This is a genomic window from Paenibacillus sp. J31R98 (assembly GCF_056269245.1).
This window is the reverse complement of record NZ_JBWDNO010000006.1, coordinates 353,008-371,091: the sequence shown is the minus strand read 5'-3', so window position 1 is coordinate 371,091 and position 18,084 is coordinate 353,008. Positions and strand designations below refer to the sequence as shown.

The 18,084-nt window shown below is 52.7% G+C and carries 15 protein-coding genes and 1 pseudogene; 1 reads left to right on the top strand and 15 read right to left on the bottom strand.

Features of this window, described 5'->3' with window-relative positions; genetic code table 11:
* Positions 1 to 46 precede the first annotated feature (46 nt).
* From AC0YNX_RS22425 to AC0YNX_RS22380, 10 genes are all read right to left on the bottom strand, one after another.
* On the bottom strand, positions 47 to 1,375 hold the full coding sequence (locus AC0YNX_RS22425) for an ABC transporter substrate-binding protein (protein ID WP_475817932.1): 1,329 nt from the start codon (positions 1,373 to 1,375) through the stop codon (positions 47 to 49).
* A gap of 152 nt (positions 1,376 to 1,527) precedes the next feature.
* Positions 1,528 to 3,135, bottom strand: coding sequence for a response regulator transcription factor (locus AC0YNX_RS22420; protein ID WP_475817931.1), 1,608 nt, complete (start codon positions 3,133 to 3,135; stop codon positions 1,528 to 1,530).
* A complete protein-coding gene (locus tag AC0YNX_RS22415) occupies positions 3,113 to 4,999 on the bottom strand; it encodes a cache domain-containing sensor histidine kinase (RefSeq protein ID WP_475817930.1) in 1,887 nt (628 codons plus the stop codon). The genes AC0YNX_RS22420 and AC0YNX_RS22415 overlap by 23 nt, the downstream gene beginning before the upstream one ends.
* Positions 5,000 to 5,292: 293 nt before the next feature.
* Positions 5,293 to 5,964 carry a hypothetical protein gene (locus AC0YNX_RS22410; RefSeq protein ID WP_475817929.1) on the bottom strand — a complete coding sequence of 224 codons (672 nt, stop codon included), beginning with the start codon at positions 5,962 to 5,964 and terminating at the stop codon, positions 5,293 to 5,295.
* A gap of 13 nt (positions 5,965 to 5,977) precedes the next feature.
* Entirely contained in the window at positions 5,978 to 6,670 is a 693-nt protein-coding gene (locus AC0YNX_RS22405) for a polymer-forming cytoskeletal protein (protein ID WP_475817928.1), read from the bottom strand.
* Between the two features lie 165 nt (positions 6,671 to 6,835).
* Positions 6,836 to 7,186: a type II toxin-antitoxin system PemK/MazF family toxin gene (locus tag AC0YNX_RS22400; protein WP_090581240.1), complete on the bottom strand. Its 351-nt coding sequence runs from the start codon at positions 7,184 to 7,186 to the stop codon at positions 6,836 to 6,838.
* Between the two features lie 3 nt (positions 7,187 to 7,189).
* On the bottom strand, positions 7,190 to 7,471 hold the full coding sequence (locus tag AC0YNX_RS22395; RefSeq protein WP_090581236.1) for a CopG family ribbon-helix-helix protein: 282 nt from the start codon (positions 7,469 to 7,471) through the stop codon (positions 7,190 to 7,192).
* Positions 7,472 to 7,708: 237 nt separating this feature from the next.
* Positions 7,709 to 8,893, bottom strand: coding sequence for an alanine racemase (gene alr / locus AC0YNX_RS22390; protein WP_475817927.1), 1,185 nt, complete (start codon positions 8,891 to 8,893; stop codon positions 7,709 to 7,711).
* 165 nt (positions 8,894 to 9,058) lie between these two features.
* Entirely contained in the window at positions 9,059 to 10,369 is a 1,311-nt protein-coding gene (locus AC0YNX_RS22385; RefSeq protein ID WP_475817926.1) for a DUF4367 domain-containing protein, read from the bottom strand.
* Between the two features lie 179 nt (positions 10,370 to 10,548).
* Complete coding sequence (locus tag AC0YNX_RS22380) at positions 10,549 to 11,523, bottom strand: MraY family glycosyltransferase (protein WP_475817925.1); 975 nt, start codon at positions 11,521 to 11,523, stop codon at positions 10,549 to 10,551.
* A 201-nt stretch (positions 11,524 to 11,724) separates the two neighbouring features.
* Here AC0YNX_RS22380 and AC0YNX_RS22375 point away from each other — a divergent pair, with 201 nt between their 5' ends.
* Positions 11,725 to 13,209, top strand: a complete 1,485-nt coding sequence (locus tag AC0YNX_RS22375; protein WP_475817924.1) for an esterase-like activity of phytase family protein — start codon at positions 11,725 to 11,727, stop codon at positions 13,207 to 13,209.
* Between the two features lie 715 nt (positions 13,210 to 13,924).
* Here AC0YNX_RS22375 and AC0YNX_RS22370 read toward each other — a convergent pair.
* The 5 genes and pseudogenes from AC0YNX_RS22370 to AC0YNX_RS22350 form a co-directional block, all read right to left on the bottom strand.
* The gene (locus tag AC0YNX_RS22370; protein ID WP_475817984.1) at positions 13,925 to 14,380 is read right to left on the bottom strand and encodes an antibiotic biosynthesis monooxygenase; all 456 of its coding nucleotides are present in this window, start codon (positions 14,378 to 14,380) and stop codon (positions 13,925 to 13,927) included.
* A 30-nt stretch (positions 14,381 to 14,410) separates the two neighbouring features.
* Positions 14,411 to 14,797: pseudogene (locus AC0YNX_RS22365) on the bottom strand (ankyrin repeat domain-containing protein); the annotation flags it as partial.
* Between the two features lie 31 nt (positions 14,798 to 14,828).
* Positions 14,829 to 15,686, bottom strand: a complete 858-nt coding sequence (locus tag AC0YNX_RS22360; protein WP_475817923.1) for an ABC transporter ATP-binding protein — start codon at positions 15,684 to 15,686, stop codon at positions 14,829 to 14,831.
* On the bottom strand, positions 15,683 to 16,714 hold the full coding sequence (locus tag AC0YNX_RS22355) for a FecCD family ABC transporter permease (RefSeq protein ID WP_475817922.1): 1,032 nt from the start codon (positions 16,712 to 16,714) through the stop codon (positions 15,683 to 15,685). The genes AC0YNX_RS22360 and AC0YNX_RS22355 overlap by 4 nt, the downstream gene beginning before the upstream one ends.
* Before the next feature lie 3 nt (positions 16,715 to 16,717).
* Entirely contained in the window at positions 16,718 to 17,995 is a 1,278-nt protein-coding gene (locus AC0YNX_RS22350; protein ID WP_475817921.1) for an ABC transporter substrate-binding protein, read from the bottom strand.
* Between the last annotated feature and the right edge of the window lie 89 nt (positions 17,996 to 18,084).

Sequence of the window (18,084 nt, the reverse complement as noted above, 5' to 3'; positions counted from 1 at the left end):
TGTATCACTCGTTCGAGAACGATTGTTGTTGCTGCTGCGAAATTGCTTATTCCGCGGCTTCCGCCAGCGTGCGGTACGTCTTGTTCATCTCTGCCTTAACTTCATCTGCGCTCGCGCCGCCTGCAATGTACTTCTGCAGGATTTCGCCGACTTTCTGCTCGAAGCCGTCTGGCCAGTAGCCTTTTACCCAAGGGTAAGTAACGCCGTTCTGCAGGAAGTTTTGCGTTTCTTTGGACAGCTCAGCATCCGGGAATGGAGCGCTCGCTACTGTCGAGATTTGTTTCGTGCCAACCGGGATGAACGACTTGCCCGCTTCGGACGTTGTCATCCAGTCAAGGAATTTCAATACTTCCTTCAGGTTGTCGGAATCTTTGTTCACGCGCCATACGATGTTGGAGTCAACCATCAGACCCGCTTTCGATGCATCGTCGCCTACCGGACCTGGCATGAAGCCCATGTCAATGGTCGGGTTCAGCTTGCGTACGGAATCTTCAACCCAAGTTCCTTGGTGCATCATCGCTGCTTTACCTTCTGCGAATAGAGCAACCTGCGAGTTTAGATCCGTTTCAAGCGGCTTTGGATTGCCGTATTTCGTTGTCAGGTCGATCAGCTTGAACACGTTCGAAGCTTCCGGAATGTCGAACAGTTTCTTGTCGCCGCTGTTCAACTCGCCAAACGTCTTCGCGTAGTCGCCACCCATGGATGCCAATACTTGCGTGAACGTCTGCTCGAGAACCCACCATTCTTTATAGCCATTGGAGAAAGGAATAACGCCTTTCGCTTGGAGCTTCTTCGCTGCTTCTTCCAATTGAGCGAACGTCTTCGGAAGCTCAGTGATGCCAGCGTCTGCGAACAGTTTCTTGTTATAAATGAACGAGTGCGATTGCAGTACGAGCGGGAAGCCTAGTACTTTACCGTCCAGCGTCACGCCCGGAAGCGCGGTTGGAACGATATTTTTCATGAACGGCTCGTCCTTCAGGTCGTAAACATAATCTTGATACGTCTTATTCTCGTTATAAGCACCTGTCATAAAAATATCAGGGATATCACCAGAGTTGATGCGGGACTTGAGCAAAGTCGGGTAGTCATCTTGGTGAATCGTCGCCGTAATGGTAACGTTCGGATGCTCCTTCTTGTAATCCGCCGCCAGCTTGTTGATCGCTTCCGTCATCTCCGGTGCGTACTGGAGAATCGTGATTTCAACTGGCTTCGTGCTCTCGCTGTTGTTTGCAGCGGCGTTCGAGTTTGCATGCGCGCTCGTATTCGAGCCCGTATTCGCCTCGTTGCTATTATTCGAATTGCTGCCGCATGCCGTCAGAAGTGCCGGCACAAGTGCTGCTGTTGCTGCTACTGTTATCCATTTCTTTGCTGCCATGTTTCGTAAGCCTCCCCTGTTTGTTTAACGCTTACATGTTGCTGTAATGTCTTGCTGCTTCTTTATTTTCGACGGAATCGGGCATTATCACAATGCAAAAAACAAACGCCTTATGGGTAAAAAAATGACGAGTGGAACATGTCCACCCGCCTCTAGGATTCCATCTTTCCCCTAAACTCTTGCGGGGTCAGACCGGTATATTTCTTAAACGCCTTGCTAAAATAGTTCTGGTCGCGGAAGCCGACTCGCTCGCTCACCGTCTGAATCTTTAGCGACTTGTCGCTCAGCCATTCCTTCGCTTTGCCCATCCGAATCTTCAGCTGGTACTCGTGAATGCCGATGTCGTACTTCTGCTTGAACAGCCTTGCCAAGTGCTCTTTGCTCATATGGAATCGCTCGGCGAAGAACGAAACCGGCAGCTCGTCGCCGTAATGAAGCTCGATATACGCCTTAATCTTCTCTGCCGTCGACGCGTTCTCGCCGGATCGCCCCGCTTCGGCCAGCACGGTGAAGAACGGCTCGAAGTAATCCAATACAGCCGCCTTGAAGGCTGTAAAATCATACACGCGGCGGCGGAGCGTGCGGTCGAACAGCACGATGCTATCCGTGGCTTCCTGCTCTTCCGTCTTGAACTGAGCGAGCAGCGACTCCGCGAACATTCGCAGCTCCGCTTCAATCGCCAGCATGCCGCTCATCGTGACGACGCCGGAAGCTTCAAGCTCCTCTAGCCATTTGCGCAGCTCCTGCATCGCTTGTCGCTCACTGCCGGATTCGATTGGCTGGATGAACAGCCTTGCCCGCTCCAAGAGAGATCTGCGCCCTTCATCCATCTCCTTCTGCTGCGACGGTGAGACCGGACGCAAAGTAATCATGTTCAGCTCCATGAGCGATCTCAGCGCCGCATCATACGATTCACCCAGCCGCTCCATCGAAGCATCAGGTCCTTCCTCGGCAACCAGCTTAATGCCGAAGACAGAGGCCAATCGAGCTGCTAGCTCGCTGATGTCCATTCGCTGCGGATTGTTCGGATCAGCCAGCTTGATCACTGCTACGATTTCCGTGTCGTCGCGATTGTTCTTGAAGCTGAACGTCTTCCCGAATCGGCCAAGCAGCTCGTCCATCGCATTGGTAAGCGCGTAGTAGAAGGCGTGGGAATCGTACTTAAACCGCAGTTCAATGACATCTTGCGCATTGAGCAGCTTGAAGACGACGACGCGGCAAAGCGAGGACAACTCTTCTGTATCGAGCACAGCACGCAGCTCGTCAATGTGATGGAAGCGTCCGCTCTTGTCGATGATGGACGAATAGATCTTCTCCTTAACGAGCGGTGCCGACAGGTTTCTGTAAATTTGCGAACGACTCTCGCTTAGCAGCCGCTCCCGGCGCTCTACGATCATCGCAATCGCGCGGCCAATAGCGGCGTTCAGGTCTGCCTTGCGGATCGGCTTGAGCAAATAATCAACTGATCCTGCTTGCATGGCGCTTCGTGCATAAGAGAAATCGTCGAACCCACTGATGACGATATAACAGGCTTCTGGATATGAAGCTCTCGCCTTATCAAGAAACTCGACTCCGCCCATCAGCGGCATTTTCATATCGACGAATACCAGATCAGGCTCCTCTTCTTCTAGCAGAACCAGCCCCTCTTGCCCGTTATCTGCTTCCGCAATAATCTCAATACCGTAATACTCCCACTCTCCAAGCGCCCTTATGGCCCGGCGTGCCGGCAATTCGTCGTCAATGATGATAGCCTTGTACATAGGGTCTCTCCTCTCTTAACGGCAGCGTCACGATGACAGCCGTCCCATCACCATGCCTGCTGCGAATGTGAAGCGCGGACTCCGGCCCGAACAACAGTTTAATTCTCGCATTAATATTATTAAGACCAATGCCTTCCCGATACTCGAGCACTTGGCTGTCCAGCAGCGACCGGATTTCAATTAACCGCTGTTCCGATATGCCGGGGCCATTGTCAGCTACCGTTATGATGAGGTTGCCTTCAGACGCTTCCGCCTTCACATGCACCTGCATCTGTCCTGTCATCTGCTCCAGCCCGTGCTTAATGGTGTTCTCGACCAAGATTTGCACGGTCATCTTCGGTATCCAAGCTTCCATCACCGCATCTTCAGCCTCGACATGCAGCTGCAGTCTTGCGCCGAACCGCGCTTGCTGCAATAGCATATAGTTGCCGACGTGAGCAAGCTCCTCTTTCACCCGGACCGTCTCCGCTTGCTTGATGGCATATCGCAGTGAAGAAGCCAGCGCGTCGACCATCTCTTGAATATTATCTTGGTCGCTAATAATCGCCTCAGTCGAAATCGCTTGCAGTGAATTGTACATGAAATGCGGATTGATCTGCGCTTCAAGCGCAATTAACCGCGCATTGCGTTCACTGATCTGCATCTCATAGCGTTCGCCAATCAGCTCATTGATTCTCACGATCATTTGGTTGTACTTTCGGGACAGATGCGCAATCTCGTCGCTGCCCTCAATCTCGCTCTGCACCTCGAAATTACCGTCTCCGAGCATGACAATTTGCCGCGACAGCTTCATGAGCCGTCTCGTAATGGCATTCGCCGCTATGACGATGACGAATATGAGCAGCACGACGACTGCCGCGCCAGCGATAAGGTTGATCCAACGGGCATGCGAAGCTTCCTTGTTCAGCACGCTATATGGCGTCAAGGTCACCAGCTTCCAGCCATTCTCTTGCGAGACATTGTAAATCGCCAAGTACCGCTCTTTGCCAATCGTCCAGCTCCGGTGCTCCGTATCTGTCGCATCAATCGGAATGGTCCGCAGGAGCTTGGCCGTCTCCGATGCTGCCAGCTCGGGGCCTTCGGCGTAGAATAGCTCATTCGCCTCATTATAGATGCCGATGTATTCACCCGATTTGCCAGTCATGTCCTTCAAAATGCGCTTAATTTCATTGAGATTGTACGAAATGGATACCGCTGCGAGCGGCTTCTTATCCGCGATGTTTATGAGGATGCGATGAAAAATAAGGAAGTGTCCGCTGCCATTCTTGCCCGTGGCCGTTCCGTCGCCTGCACCAGCCCCCGTGTCGTTCGCAGCATCTGTGCTATCCTTTGCCAATGCCGCCGTTCCGCCCGAGCTATAGCCCGATTCAATACTTCGGAACCGCTTGCTCTGCAATGCTTCTCTATACCAGCGCTGCGCCTGAGGCGCGTTCGTCGCTTCCTGCTTGAGGTTTACGAATGCTTTCGACATCGTGTACTGCATGCCGTTAATCGGCGTAAAGATCGACACCGCTTCAATGTCATCACTGGAGTAATATAAGTTCTTCAGCTGATTCTGAATATATAACGGTCCACCGTACTCTTTGGAAATAATCGCGTCCATGAACTGAGCATCCTTGCGCAGCGAGATCGACAGCTCGTCCATCCTGCCCAAGTAGCCATCCAGATTCTGATTGACCAATTTCAGAATTTTACGGTTGCTCTCGATGAAATTATCCCGATTCATGCCTGCGGACTGCAAGTAGGACAAGTAGGTCAGCAAAATAACGATACATGCCCCAATCGCCGAGAACAGCGTAATAAGCTGGTTGCGCAGCTTGCTTGATATGTATCCATGAAGTCGTTGCCACAGCTTTACGATCACACTAGTTCCTCACCTTACGCAGAATAGTCTTATTATAGCGCGCGGGTAGGATTATACAACGTCAGAAGGAAACTCGGGCTAACGAATCGTATAGCGCTTATCCCGCCCATTTCGCCCTAGTAAAATCAGCTAACGAACTGAAATCACGCTATTGGCCCGATTTTGCCACCCAAATCATTAGAGGGAGAGTAGGGTAAGGTTTACAAAAGAGGCCGCAAGCTACCTGTGGAGAATCAGCCTGCAAAGCTGTTCCACAAGGCCGCCTGCGGCCCCTCCTATAAGCTGCTGCTCGATCACAGCTTCACCTGTTCACTCACTTCCGCATCCTTGCTCAGCTTGAGCGTCTTGCGATATTCCACGAGCCCGATCCGGCAGCCGGGGCCGATCGTCACTTCCGTCCCGCGAACGACATCCGCCGTCGTATGCTCCAGATAGATGTTGTCGCCCTCAATCAGCTCCGCCGTCAGCTCCCGCTTCTGCGAAGACGAGAACCACTGCTTCATGCCGCCCCATCTGCTCTTGCGCACGGTCACCTTATTGCCGCCAATCTCCTTCGCTTTACACGGCCCCCAAGTCCGGATGTCGACTTCCTTGCCGCTCAGCAGTCCATGGATATGGAAGCCTCCTCGCGCATCGAAGTGATCGACTTCGCATTCGCCGAGCACATCCAGCTGGCCTCTCAGCTTCATCGATCGGCAGCGGACGCGGCCGGAAACGCTCAGCTGACCGAGCACATTCAAATACCCGCCTGACACATCGCTGGACACTGTCGTCTCGCCAATTTGCTGGTACTGCCCCGCTTTAAGCGAGCCGGATACGTTAAGCGAGCCCATGCTTTTGAACGATTCGCTCTCAATATTGCCAAGCACTCTGCCTTCGCCCATAACACGGACGCTATCGAACAGACCGCCGGATGTCGTTCCCGAGCCGGTAATCTTCACTTTCCTGCTTACGCCTGTTGCCATCGCCTGCTACCTCCTAACGCACGAGCTGTTCGCGCGAGTGGACAACTGCGTCCGGATGCACGATAAGCTCGCTTTCATATTCAACACGGTTAATGACGCAGCCTGGTCCAATCGATACCCGGCGTCCCCGAACGAGCGAGGCAGTTGTATCCCGCAGCTCGATCTCATCGCCTTCAATGTAATCCGCACGCAGCTGTGTATGCCATGCAGCAGGAAGGATCGAGTGAAGCAGCCGCTTCAGCGTGCCGCTGTGCGTATTCTTCACACGCAGCTCTCGGCAGCGAATCGACTCTGCGCGAAATGGACCTTCCAGCCACACTTGCAGCTGATCCGCGCTGAGCACGCCGTCAACGGCGAGCGCCCCCCGCATGTCACAGCGGTTCGTACGGCAATCACCGCGCACTTTCACATAGCCGCTGCCTTGGAAGACGTCGCATTGTACGGACCCGTTCACCGTCACTTGACCCTCCAACTTCATCACTTCGGCCGCTACTGGCCCTTCCACCTTCAGCTTCCCGTTGCCTTCGAATCGTTCCTCCGCCCTAACGCTGCCTTTCACCGTCGCCATCCCGTTCATCTTGAACGAATAGCAATCCAGGTCACCATCCACGGTGCTGACGCCTTCCAGCTCTACGCGATGAAAGTCTCCGCCGCCTGTCCGTCCCATCCCTGAAATTGCAAAATCCGGCCGATTCATTGTGCTCATATCTGCATACCTCCATCAGTTCATCATCTTACTCTCATTATGGACCTGATGCGCAGCAGCCGACAGCGCCGCAAGATTGAACTTCCACTACGTCCGAAGACCGACCTCTATAAACACAAAAAAAACAGAGCCCTATTCGGCCCTGCTGTCGTTAATATCCCATATTCAAAAATCAATAAGTCCAACGCTGATCTGCAGCGCCTCGTCTACTTTGCGCATCGTTTCATCGTCGAGGTGTGTGATCTTGTCGGTAAGACGCTGTTTATCAATCGTGCGAATCTGTTCGAGAAGAAGGACGGAATCACGGTCAAACCCATGAAGCGCCGCATCAATCTCTACATGCGTCGGCAGCTTAGCCTTCTGTATTTGAGCTGTAATCGCAGCTACAATGACGGTTGGACTAAAGCGGTTGCCAATATCATTTTGAATAACGAGAACAGGACGCACTCCTCCCTGTTCAGAACCGACAACAGGTGACAAGTCAGCAAAAAACACATCGCCGCGTTTAACGATCAAGCTTTACACCCCGCTTACGAGTCGGCCGAGCGTATCGCCGGCATCTTCCTCCGCTTGAAAAGCTTCCGACGCCATCACTAAGTTGATTTTAGCCATTTCCAAATAGCCTCGCTGCATCGAATCGCGAATCTGACGTTTCTTCCGTTCAATCAAATACAATTTCATTGCCTGACGAATGAATTCGCTCCGGTTCGAGTTTTCTTTGGCGACGATTCCGTCGACTTCCTCCAGCAAATGATCCGGTAAGCTGATCATAATCCTTTTGGTGTTTTGCATATTGGCCACCGAACTCGCACCTCCAAAACATTTCCAACAAAAAACAGTAACAGTATGTCATTGTTTGGTCCGTATTATACACCCTCATATGTATGCGAGCCGTATATCAAGTATGCTGCATAACTGTATGACGTGGTTGACCTACAATGCATCCGCGAACGCCTCTAAGTTACATTATTCGCGGTAAGATGATAAAATCCTCTAAATCCAATGAAAATCCTTCACAGGCAAATGCTTCCTATGAGGTTACAGCAGCGGATTGGTTACCGCTGTTACGCTGCCTCCGCGCAAGTAAACGCGGGGCACGCGGTTTGCGATCATGCAAGTGATTTCATAATTAATCGTACCAAGTTGATCGGAAACATCGTCTGCCGTTATTGCTGCATCGCCTTGTCCGCCAATCAGGACAACTTCCTCGCCGACCTCGACCGGCTTGTTCCCTACCGCTGCCGCAGCATCAAGCCCAATCATGCACTGGTCCATGCAGATCGTGCCGCGCACTGGAACACGAACGCCTCGCAACAGCACCTCTGCCTTGCCAGTCAGCATCCGGCTGTATCCGTCTGCATAACCGATCGGCAACGTACCGATTGCTTCCGTCCTTTGCGTGAAATACCGCGTTCCGTAGCTGATTCCCCAGCCCGGAGGAGCATCCTTCACCATGACCACTGCTGTCTTCAAGCTCAGCACCGGCTCAAGCGCGATCCGTGTCTGATTCACTTCAGCAGACGGATAAAGGCCGTACATGCTAATGCCAAGACGCAGCATTCCGCAGCCCATCTCGGGCGTATCAATGCCTGTCGCGCTATTCGCGGCATGAATAATCGGAATTTCAAGACCCGCTTCCTTCAGCTGCTTCACCACCAAGGAGAAGCGTTCGTATTGCAGCTCCGTGTAGCTCTTATCGGTCTCATCCGCTCGTGCGTAATGCGTGAACAGCCCTTCGACTTCCAAGCTAGGCTCTTGCATTGCGCGCTGGATGAACGGCAGCGCATCGTCGCCAGCTAACACGCCAAGTCGGCCCATGCCGGTATCGACCTTGACATGAACCGTCAATTTCTTATCGCTTGGCGGCAGCGCAGCAGCTGCTGCGATAATGGCGTCGCTGAACAGCGCGATCGCGATGTTCGCTTCTCGTGCGGCAGCCAGCCCTTCCGGCGGCACATAGCCGAGCACAAGAATGTTCGCGGCGACGCCCGCCTGCCGAAGCTGCAGCGCTTCGTCTAGGAATGCAACGCCGAGGTAATCAATGCCGCAGCGCTCCGCTTCACGGGCGACTTCAACCGCGCCGTGGCCGTAAGCGTTCGCTTTCACGGACGCCATGAGCTTCATGCCTTGCGGCATCGCCTCGCGAAAGGACTGCAAGTTGCGCGCGAGCGCATCTAATGATATCTCTGCCCGAGTGGGGCGATAATAAGCACCAAAGTCCAACTTGGTCCACCTTCATTTCCAAAAGTAAACGCCTACCGCAAATTGGGCAGGCGTTTTCTTATTAAACCCGTAGCCTATATGTTAAACGCTTAGGCTTACGACTGTCAATGAATTGGCGGGTATTTCGGGCCAAACAAGTGCTGGAAATTGTTTCGTTCTCCAGCATTATTTTGACATTTCGCCTTGTACCGATTGTGCGATCTTCAGCATTTCGTTCTCTGGCAGGTCACCGCTCGTTAGGCGGAACTCCGTACCATTATAAGTCCAAGTCAGCGTCTGCTGTTCGCCGTCCAGAAGGGAGCCAGAGAGGGAGGCGACCGTGAAGCCAAGGTCTTTCAGCTCGCCCTTCGTTTGAGATACGGCAACATCCTTCGGTTGTGTCTGAATTAATGTATATTCGTAGTCGCCGGCGTAGCGGATGATGATACCCGGATTGCCTCCGAATACGATGTCTTGCTGATCCTTCTCCGACACGCCGTCAGGCAAGTAGGAAGGCTCCAGCGCTACGAAGCCTTGGCTGCCAACTGGCGCCATTGTATCCTCAGCATCCTCGCTTGCGTTAGTGCTGCTGTTATCGCTGCCGTTGCTGCTTGTATCGTCTGCATTGGTACTGCTCGAAGCGCTGTTGTCCGGATTGTTGCCGGCGGAATTGGAATCGGCATTAGAGTCCGCCTGCGCATTATCCGTTTGCGATGCGTTGTTGTCAGGTGAAGTCGCCGCTTGATCCGAATTGTTGCTGCTTCCATTGTTCGCTGCACTGCTATTGTCGGTGCTGCTGCTATTATTGCTGCTGCTGTTGCTGTCATCCGACGGAAGCGCTGTTGTCGGCTTGTCTCCGGCCGGCGTGCCCATATTCGTCTGCGTATCGAATACGCTCTTCTCCAGCTTCGAACCAAATTCGAAGGAATCGAATTTAACCTCGACCATCACCGCGGAGTTCGCGTCGCTCACTTCCACTTTGCTCGGCGCATAATCGGACTTGTTCAGCCAAATCTTCTGGCGCGCCAGCGAGCCGTTCTGATAGTTCGCCATGACGTCAAACACATACGCATCTTTGTCTACGGCAAACTGACGGGAATTATCGAGCAGGATGCTCTGCACCAGCGTTTGATACAAGTAGACTTGTCCTTGGTTAGCCGGCCAATCGCTTTGGAAACGGAACACTTTATTGAGGCGCGGCGTCAGAACGAACACGCCTTCATCGTTGCGAAGCACAATTTGCGTAATATCCTTCTTGGCATTCGTGAGGGCGATGCGATAGTACTGCGGCTTCTGGTACGATACGTCCACTTGATATTCCAGCGGCTGCTGGCCTGTATGCAGAATCATGGTGCCCTTGCCGTGATAGCTGCCCAATCCGGTTAACGTTTTGTCCAAATCTTTGACAACCGATTCCGCGTCCTTAGTCCCGCAGCCTGCGAGCACCGCCGTGAGGCACACCATAAGAACTACGAGAATACTGATTCGACGACGCATGAGATCAACCCCTCATTCCATTGATTTAAACGTATCCGGAGTTGTACGCATGCTGCAAAATAGTTGGCAGCTCGTACGGGACATAAGCCGTTTACGCTTCAGTTGATCTATGTCTATGAGGGGACTTGGACAATTATGCAGACTAGCATGACAAGCTTATTGAACGAGTTTGGCCGGGCCTACACTTGAACCAACATTAAGATAATGGAGGTTAGCCCGAAGCATGTGCTTAGCAGCATGAGTACCATAAGAGCTTGCTTCGTGTTAAGACCCGCACGCAGCAAACGGTAATGCGCCTGGCTGGCATCCGCTTGATACATCGGCTTGCCTTGCAGGTAACGTTTCACAACAACAAACAGATTATCAAAGATAGGTACGCCCAGCGCCAAGATCGGGATAAATAACGATAGGACCGTCGCCTGTTTGAACGCCCCATCCAGCGCGATAACGGCAAGTAAGAATCCTAGGAAGGTAGCACCGGCATCCCCCATGAATACTTTGGCAGGCGGCTTGTTAAACCGTAAATAGGCAAGAGTAACACCTAGCAGAATAATAGCCATCAACGCTGAATTTGACTGTCCCATAGCAATAGCTACAATAAATAGCGTTGTCGCCGAGATCGCCGATAGTCCTCCCGCCAGACCGTCCAGACCGTCGGAGAAATTGATCACCGTCGTCACTCCGAAGATCCAGAGAATGGTGAGCAGGAACTGAAGGATGACCGGCAGCACGATATAATCGCCTGACAACGGATTAATGAATCCCGTAAATACGATACCTGACGCATAAACGAGAATAGCCGCCGACATTTGAACAACCAACTTAGGCAGAGCTGGGAAGTCTTTTCCTTTTGTTTTGTACCAATCATCAACTGTGCCAATAATAAGCAGAAGAACTCCGCCCGCAAACAATGCGCCGGTCTCCCACGATACTCCTCTTGAAACAATTAGATATGTAGCAAAAAATCCGATGAAAATCGCATAACTGGCCGTAAGCGGAATCGGTTCACGGTGGATCTTGCGTTCAACGTTCTTACGAGGCTTGTCCACGAAGTCGAGCTTGAAAGCAAGCTTGCTTAAAGGAGGAATGAGCAGGTACACGATAAGGAATGAAACCATAAAAGCAATGAAATAACTGATCATAATCACCGCCATCTTATTATATTCGCTTCCATAATCCACCTTCTCTAACGATCTCTTTGAGACTAAAGTTGCAGAAAGTGACAATTTTCGAATAAAAATGATAGCGGCATTTACAAAAGCTCATTTCTGCATTGATACCCCGTTAACACAACTCCACTACTCTAGTTAAAGTTACTAAGCCTCACCACTATATTAGAGAATTGAGGAGAGCTAATGAAGAAGTTCCGCTTTACAAAATGGGCCGCAATCGCGGGGGTCGTATCCGTTGCCGTGCTCAGCTCGCAAATCGTAGAGGCTGCTGATACAGCGCTCAAAGCGATCGCGATCAAAGTGAAAGTGTTTGCTGGCGATAACGAGGTAGCGCTAGACAAGGACGCTGTCACAATCAACGGCAGCCTGTATGTGCCGGTTAGAGCGATGGGCGAAGCGCTCGGTCAGAACGTCACTTGGGATAATGCAAGCAAGAAGGTGACGCTTCGCGAGTATCCTTTTGTCGAAGGTAAATATACATGGACGAACGCGCCAAGTCTTGGATTCGGGCTGAAGGAAGGCGGCTTCTCTGGACTTCTGCATATGCCGGGCGACCCGGACAACGTGTTCTACACGCTGGCTGACCGCGGTCCGAACGGACAAATTACGATCGACAAATCCGTAAACCGCACGTTCCCGGTTCAGGATTACGTGCCGCGTTTCTATAAGATCAAGCTTGAGGGCGGACAAGTTACGATATTGGAGACGAACAAGCTCCTCCTTCCAGAAGGCAAGAAAGGCGTTGTCTCCGGCAACCGCAACACGACAGGTCTTAGCAATATCGCAAGCGACGAGAAATCCTACGATAATACGGGCACGAAGCTGCTTCCGCTTGACCCGGACGGCCTTGACCTTGAAGGCATTGCATACAGCCCGTCTGACGATACGTACTGGATGGCTGACGAGTATCGCCCATCCCTCATTCAAGTGAAGCGTGACGGCACAATCATTAGCCGCTATGTGCCTACTGGCGACAAAGCGAAGCTTGCGAACGCGCAGATCCCTATCGTTGAAGCGTTCCCGGCTATCTACTCGAAGCGCATCGTGAACCGCGGCTTTGAGGGCGTAACGATCAGCCCGGACGGCAAATATTTGTATGCGTCCATCCAGAGCCCGATGGCTGTGCCTGACAAAGCAACAGGTGAGGCATCCCGCAACCTTCGCATTCTGAAAATGGATCTGGCGACGAAGCAAGTCATCGGCGAATACGTATATATCGCTGAGGATGCGAAAACATTCGTCAATGTATCGCAGAAGGATGTCGTCATCTCTGACCTGCATGCGCTGTCGGCAGACGTACTGCTCGTGGACGAGCGTGACAAGAACGAAGGCGCAGCAGCGCAAATCAAGCGCGTGTACAAGATTGACTTGTCCAAAGCGACGAACATCTTGAATAAAGCGGACATTAGCAGCAATGTCGAAGCGCTTAGCAGCGACCAGCTGAAAGCTTCCAGCATCGCAACGGCGCCAAAATCGCTCATTCTCGACCTGACGAAGCTCGGCTATCCATTCGAGAAGTTCGAGGGACTTACTGTACTGAACAAGAACACGATCCTCGTTGCCAACGACAACGACTTCGGCGTAGGCGAATACGACGCGAACGGTGTTCTCAAGGTGACGGATAAGCAGACTCAAGTGTGGGAGATTGCAGTAAAAGATTTGTGGTAGTAGTGAGGAAGCAGGAGGGTACTTGGTACCTCTCCTGTTTTTTTGTGTTCAGATGTGCGTGCTGGTCGGGGTGGGGGACTTCTCCGCAGCCGCTAACGTTACTCCTATTCATCCAGCCCTCGCTCGGCCGAGTTTCCGCTCATGTAGGTACCTGGGGTACTCTCTTTGCCTCAAACTGGCGAGTTTCCGCTCTTGTAGGTACTTGGAATACTCTCTTTGCCTCAATCTGGCGAGTTTCCTCTCATGTAGGTACCTGGGGTACTCTCTTTGCCTCAAACTGGCGAGTTTCCGCTCTTGTAGGTACCTGGAGTACTCTCTTTCACTCAATCTGGCGAGTTTCCGCTCTTGTAGGTACCTGGGGTACTCTCTTTCACTCAAACTGGCGCGTTTCTGCTCATGTAATTACTTGCAGTACTCTCTTTTCTCTCAAACTAACCGCGCTTTCCCCTCTCTCGCATCTGCGCCACCGCTAACGAACCGTATTGTGCTTATTTGCCGAAAATCAGCCCTCCCCGTGCGCTAACGAACTCCAGCGTCCTTATTCGGCCCAAATCAGCCACCTTGAAGCCGCGTGGAGTCAAATAACGCTCCTGGAGTTCGTTAGCCTAGAAAAGCAGCCTAATGGGTCCGAATAGCGTTACCTGAGTTCGTTAGCGGCTGACGCGATTACAAAAAAGAAAACCGCCCAATTAACTCGGGCGGTTCTTCATAAATTCTATACCGTTTCAGCCGCAGCTTCTGGCTGGTGGGAAACGACAACCTTGTAGATCGTCACTTTGTTGCCGACGATCGGACCGCTTGCCGGCGCTTCGCCAGCTGCTGCCGATTGACCGCCGCCATGAGCGCCTTGCCCGCCATGTCCATGGCCTTGACCTTGGCCATGCGCCGAGCCGTGCGCAGGCTGCGCATCGGATTTGACAGCAGCTTCAGAAGCCCGCTTCGCGTGCGCATGTCTGAACGAGTCGCTGTTTGCCCATGCTTGGAAGTCCGCTTCGCTCTCCCAAGTGGTGCAAACGCGAATTTCTTCCGTCTCCTCGGATACTACAGCGTGCAGAACGTCCATACGGACGAAGCCTTTGAACGTATGTACACTCTTAGGCGTACGGAAACGCTCCAATACAGCGTCCGCCATGCCCGCACGAACTTCGATGCGATTCTCAACGACGATCATATAGCCACTTCCTTCCTCATCTTTGTACAGTAGCGATTTCAAATACGCCGCGACTTCCTTCGCTTGCTCGCCGCCGATTAAGGCATGCTGATATAGTGTAATGCCATGCGGCCCGAGTGCATGCAGTTGCTGCGGATATTGCGTTAGCGTCGACTTCACGAGCTCCAGCTCGCCAAGCATAGCTGCAGCGAAGAGGTCAATGCGCGCTCCTTTGGAAAGCAAAAATTGTGCAATGTCCCTGCGTCCAACATGGGATGCCGCGCCAAGCGCCGTCTCCCAATCATCGCCGCCCCAATTCATTGAAGCGTGCAGCAGACCCGGCTCCTGCGCCAGCAGTGCCTGCACCTTCGCGAGATCCGCATGTGCGGAGCCTACAAACTCACGTACGAGCTCATTGCTTAAAGCTGACTTTGCCATATTCTCTCTCCCTTTCGTTCGTTACTGCGGATTAGATTGCCGCGACTGCGGCTGGGGCTGTAGCTGTAACCTTCTGCTGAACGATCCCGCACGGCAAATAGACCGGCACGCCGTCATCATGGTAGACTTTCGCTTCGATGCCGAACACCTCGCGGAAGAAATCGACGCGGAATACGTCCGTCGGCGTACCTTCCCGTACAATGGCGCCCTGCTTCATCGCAATAATGCGGTCGCAATAACGCGCGGCTTGGTTTAAATCATGCAAAACCATCACAACCGTTATGCCCTGCTCTCTGTTCAGCTCACGGATCAGCTCCATTAACTCCAGTTGATGAGCAATATCCAAATACGTTGTCGGCTCATCAAGCAGCAGAATGCGCGGCGTCTGTGCCATACACATCGCAAGCCAAGCGCGTTGGCGTTCGCCGCCGGACAGCTCCAGAAGCGAGCGGTTCTGCAGGTCGCTCATGCTAGTAACATTCAGCGCCCAATCCACCACTTCCTCGTGCTTGCCTCTGCATTCCTCGTACCATTTCAAATGCGGATTGCGCCCCCGGCGAACAAGCTCGCGAACCGTAATGTCGAGCGAACCCTCCTGGGTTTGCGTCAGCATGGTCATCTGGCGAGCGATCGCCTTCGTATCCATGCCAGCCATGTCTTTGCCTTCCATCGTGACCGTGCCGCCCTGCGGCGAGACGAGTCTTGCTAACATACGCAGCACAGTCGACTTCCCGGAGCCGTTCGGTCCGACAATGCCGAGCCACTCGCCAGGCGACACTTGCATATGGAAGCCGTCCACGATTGGACTGGATGCATGGTAGCCGAATTTCAGCCCCGCAGCAGCCAAAGCTGAAGTTGATGATGAAGTTGATGATGGAGTCTTGCTCATCGTCTAGCCCCCCTTCGCAGCAAGTAGAGAAAGAACGGTGCGCCAAGCAGTGCGAGCAGAATACCTACAGGGAACTCAATAGGGTCGAACCAGCTGCGAGCAGCAGTGTCCGCCGCAACGATGAGCGCCCCGCCGCCAATCGCGGAGATCGGCAGGAAGATGCGATAGTCGTTGCCGACAACAAGCCTAGCTATATGCGGCACAACGAGGCCGATAAAGCCAACCATGCCGACAATGCTGATCGCCGCTCCCGCCAAGAAGGTCGAGAGCAGAATGATCAGCAGCCTGCCAATTTCCACCCGGCTGCCGAGCAGCTTAGCCGCATCGTCGCCAAGCACGAGCAAATTCGCGGTCTTAATGAGAAAGACGGACGCGATAAGGCCGACGATCGTATACGGCAGCAGCGTATCGAAGTGCGGCCAGCTTCTGCCATTCAAGCTGCCTGACATCCAAGGCAGAACCGACTGCACCTTCTCGCTGTTCAAGATCATAAGCGCAGTCATCGCCGCGCCGAGCAAGGAGTTCACCGCGACGCCAGCCAGAATGAGCCTAATCGGCGATGCCCCGCCTTTCCAAGCGAGCGAGTAGACGACTGCAGCAGCAGCCAATGCGCCGAGGAACGCAGAGATCGGCAAGTAAGCGATATGCTCAGGGAACAGAATCATTATAACAACAGCGGCGAGTCCGCCTCCAGACGAGACGCCGATGATGCCCGGATCAGCGAGCGGATTGCGGAACACGCCTTGCAGGAAAGCGCCTGAGATCGCAAGGCAAATACCTGCCAGCATGCCGGTTAATACGCGCGGAAGCCGCAGGTTCCACACAATCTGTCTCGCTTCCGTATCCGAAGCATGAAGCAGTGACGTCCATACATCACGGGCGGGAATCGCAATCGCTCCGGACATCAGACCATATAACCCCGCTAACACAAGCAGTGCCGCACTTATGAGCAGCACGGCACTGTTGCGGGTGAGGCGGGCAATGCCCGCCTCCTTCACACTTTGCTTGGTAGCAATTGTTGTAGCCATTGATTATTTCACCTGCAGCAGCAGCAGTTTGTTGATCGTTTCAATCGCTTGCGGAGCACGGATGCCTGGGTTCGCTGCGAACAGGTCGCTTGGCAGCACTTCGAAGCGGTCATTCTTCACAGCCGAGAGACTCTTCCAAGCCGGATTCGTCTCGAATTGTTTCTTGAAGCTTGCTTTTACTTCAGCAGCATCGCCGTGAGTAATCATTAGAATAAGATCTGGATTCGCAGCAATGATACGCTCCAGGCTAAGATCAGCATATTGTGGCATCATATCCATCTTAGGGAAGTTTGCCGCAACGTTCTTGCCGCCTGCAAGCTCAAGGAAGTTGCCTGGGTAGCTTGTAGGAAGAGCAACGACGAAGCTGCCTGGCGCGCCGTACACAATCAGCGTTTTTGGCGCTGTAGCTGGCTTTTTCAAGGAAGAAATGTCCAAGTTCATGCCTTTGATGATTTGCTCCGCTTTCGTTTCTTGGCTCAGCACTTTGCCATACAGACGAATCGAAGCTTGAATATCCGTGAACGTGTTGTGCGAGTTGAACAACACTTGCGCACCTAGCTTCTCAATTGTAGCTTGCTGCGACTTCAGCGATGGGCTGGCAATGACCAGATCAGGCTTCACCGAGGCGAGTGTCTCGAAATTAATGCCATGCGTGCTGCCCACTTCAGGTACGGAAGCTGCTGCCGATGGAATAACCGGACCGATTGCTGTCGAACGACCGACAACTTTGCCGCCAAGCGCATAGATAATTTCTGTATCCGATGAGGATAGCGTTACAATGCGGCTCGGTTTCTTCTTCAGTGTGAAGGCGCCTGTGCTTGTCGAGACGGTCAATGTGCTGCTGATTGCAACTGTGCTCGAGCTAGCGTTGAAGTTGACCCACTTGCCGAATGCTTCAGACACAAGGCGAAGCGGCACATATGTCTTGCCTCCCGAGATATAAGGAGCGGAATCCAGATATGTATATTGGCCGTTAATAGAAGCGGATTGCGAACCGACAGTCAGCTTGACGGTTGTATTGTCTTTAGTAGCTGTAACCGTCTTCGTGCTCGCATCCCAAGTCGCTTTGCCGCCTAGTGCGCTAACGATGCCGCTGTAAGGAATAAGCGTTCTGCCTTTCGAAATTTGCGGTCCGCTTCCAAGCGACAACGTCTTGCCATCCAGCGTTACTTTAATTGTAGATCCTGCCGCATTGGCAGTCTTGTCGACGCCTGCCGCCGTTACCGGAGCGAGCAGCACAGCCGCCGCTAATAAACTACGAGTTAAAACCTTGTGAAACACAACATCATCCCCCTGAAATATAAATTAATTAATAATGAGAATCAATCTCAATTCAATACTCACAGTTTATTCGATAATGATTCTCATTG

Bases quoted from the DNA above. Each gene is read 5' to 3' on its own strand.
- AC0YNX_RS22425 (WP_475817932.1), bottom strand. From the start codon at position 1,375: ATGGCAGCAAAGAAATGGATAACAGTAGCAGCAACAGCAGCACTTGTG.
- AC0YNX_RS22420 (WP_475817931.1), bottom strand. From the start codon at position 3,135: ATGTACAAGGCTATCATCATTGACGACGAATTGCCGGCACGCCGGGCC.
- AC0YNX_RS22410 (WP_475817929.1), bottom strand. From the start codon at position 5,964: ATGGCAACAGGCGTAAGCAGGAAAGTGAAGATTACCGGCTCGGGAACG.
- AC0YNX_RS22405 (WP_475817928.1), bottom strand. From the start codon at position 6,670: ATGAGCACAATGAATCGGCCGGATTTTGCAATTTCAGGGATGGGACGG.
- AC0YNX_RS22385 (WP_475817926.1), bottom strand. From the start codon at position 10,369: ATGCGTCGTCGAATCAGTATTCTCGTAGTTCTTATGGTGTGCCTCACG.
- AC0YNX_RS22380 (WP_475817925.1), bottom strand. From the start codon at position 11,523: ATGGCGGTGATTATGATCAGTTATTTCATTGCTTTTATGGTTTCATTC.
- AC0YNX_RS22375 (WP_475817924.1), top strand. From the start codon at position 11,725: ATGAAGAAGTTCCGCTTTACAAAATGGGCCGCAATCGCGGGGGTCGTA.
- AC0YNX_RS22370 (WP_475817984.1), bottom strand. From the start codon at position 14,380: ATGATCGTCGTTGAGAATCGCATCGAAGTTCGTGCGGGCATGGCGGAC.
- AC0YNX_RS22360 (WP_475817923.1), bottom strand. From the start codon at position 15,686: ATGAGCAAGACTCCATCATCAACTTCATCATCAACTTCAGCTTTGGCT.
- AC0YNX_RS22355 (WP_475817922.1), bottom strand. From the start codon at position 16,714: ATGGCTACAACAATTGCTACCAAGCAAAGTGTGAAGGAGGCGGGCATT.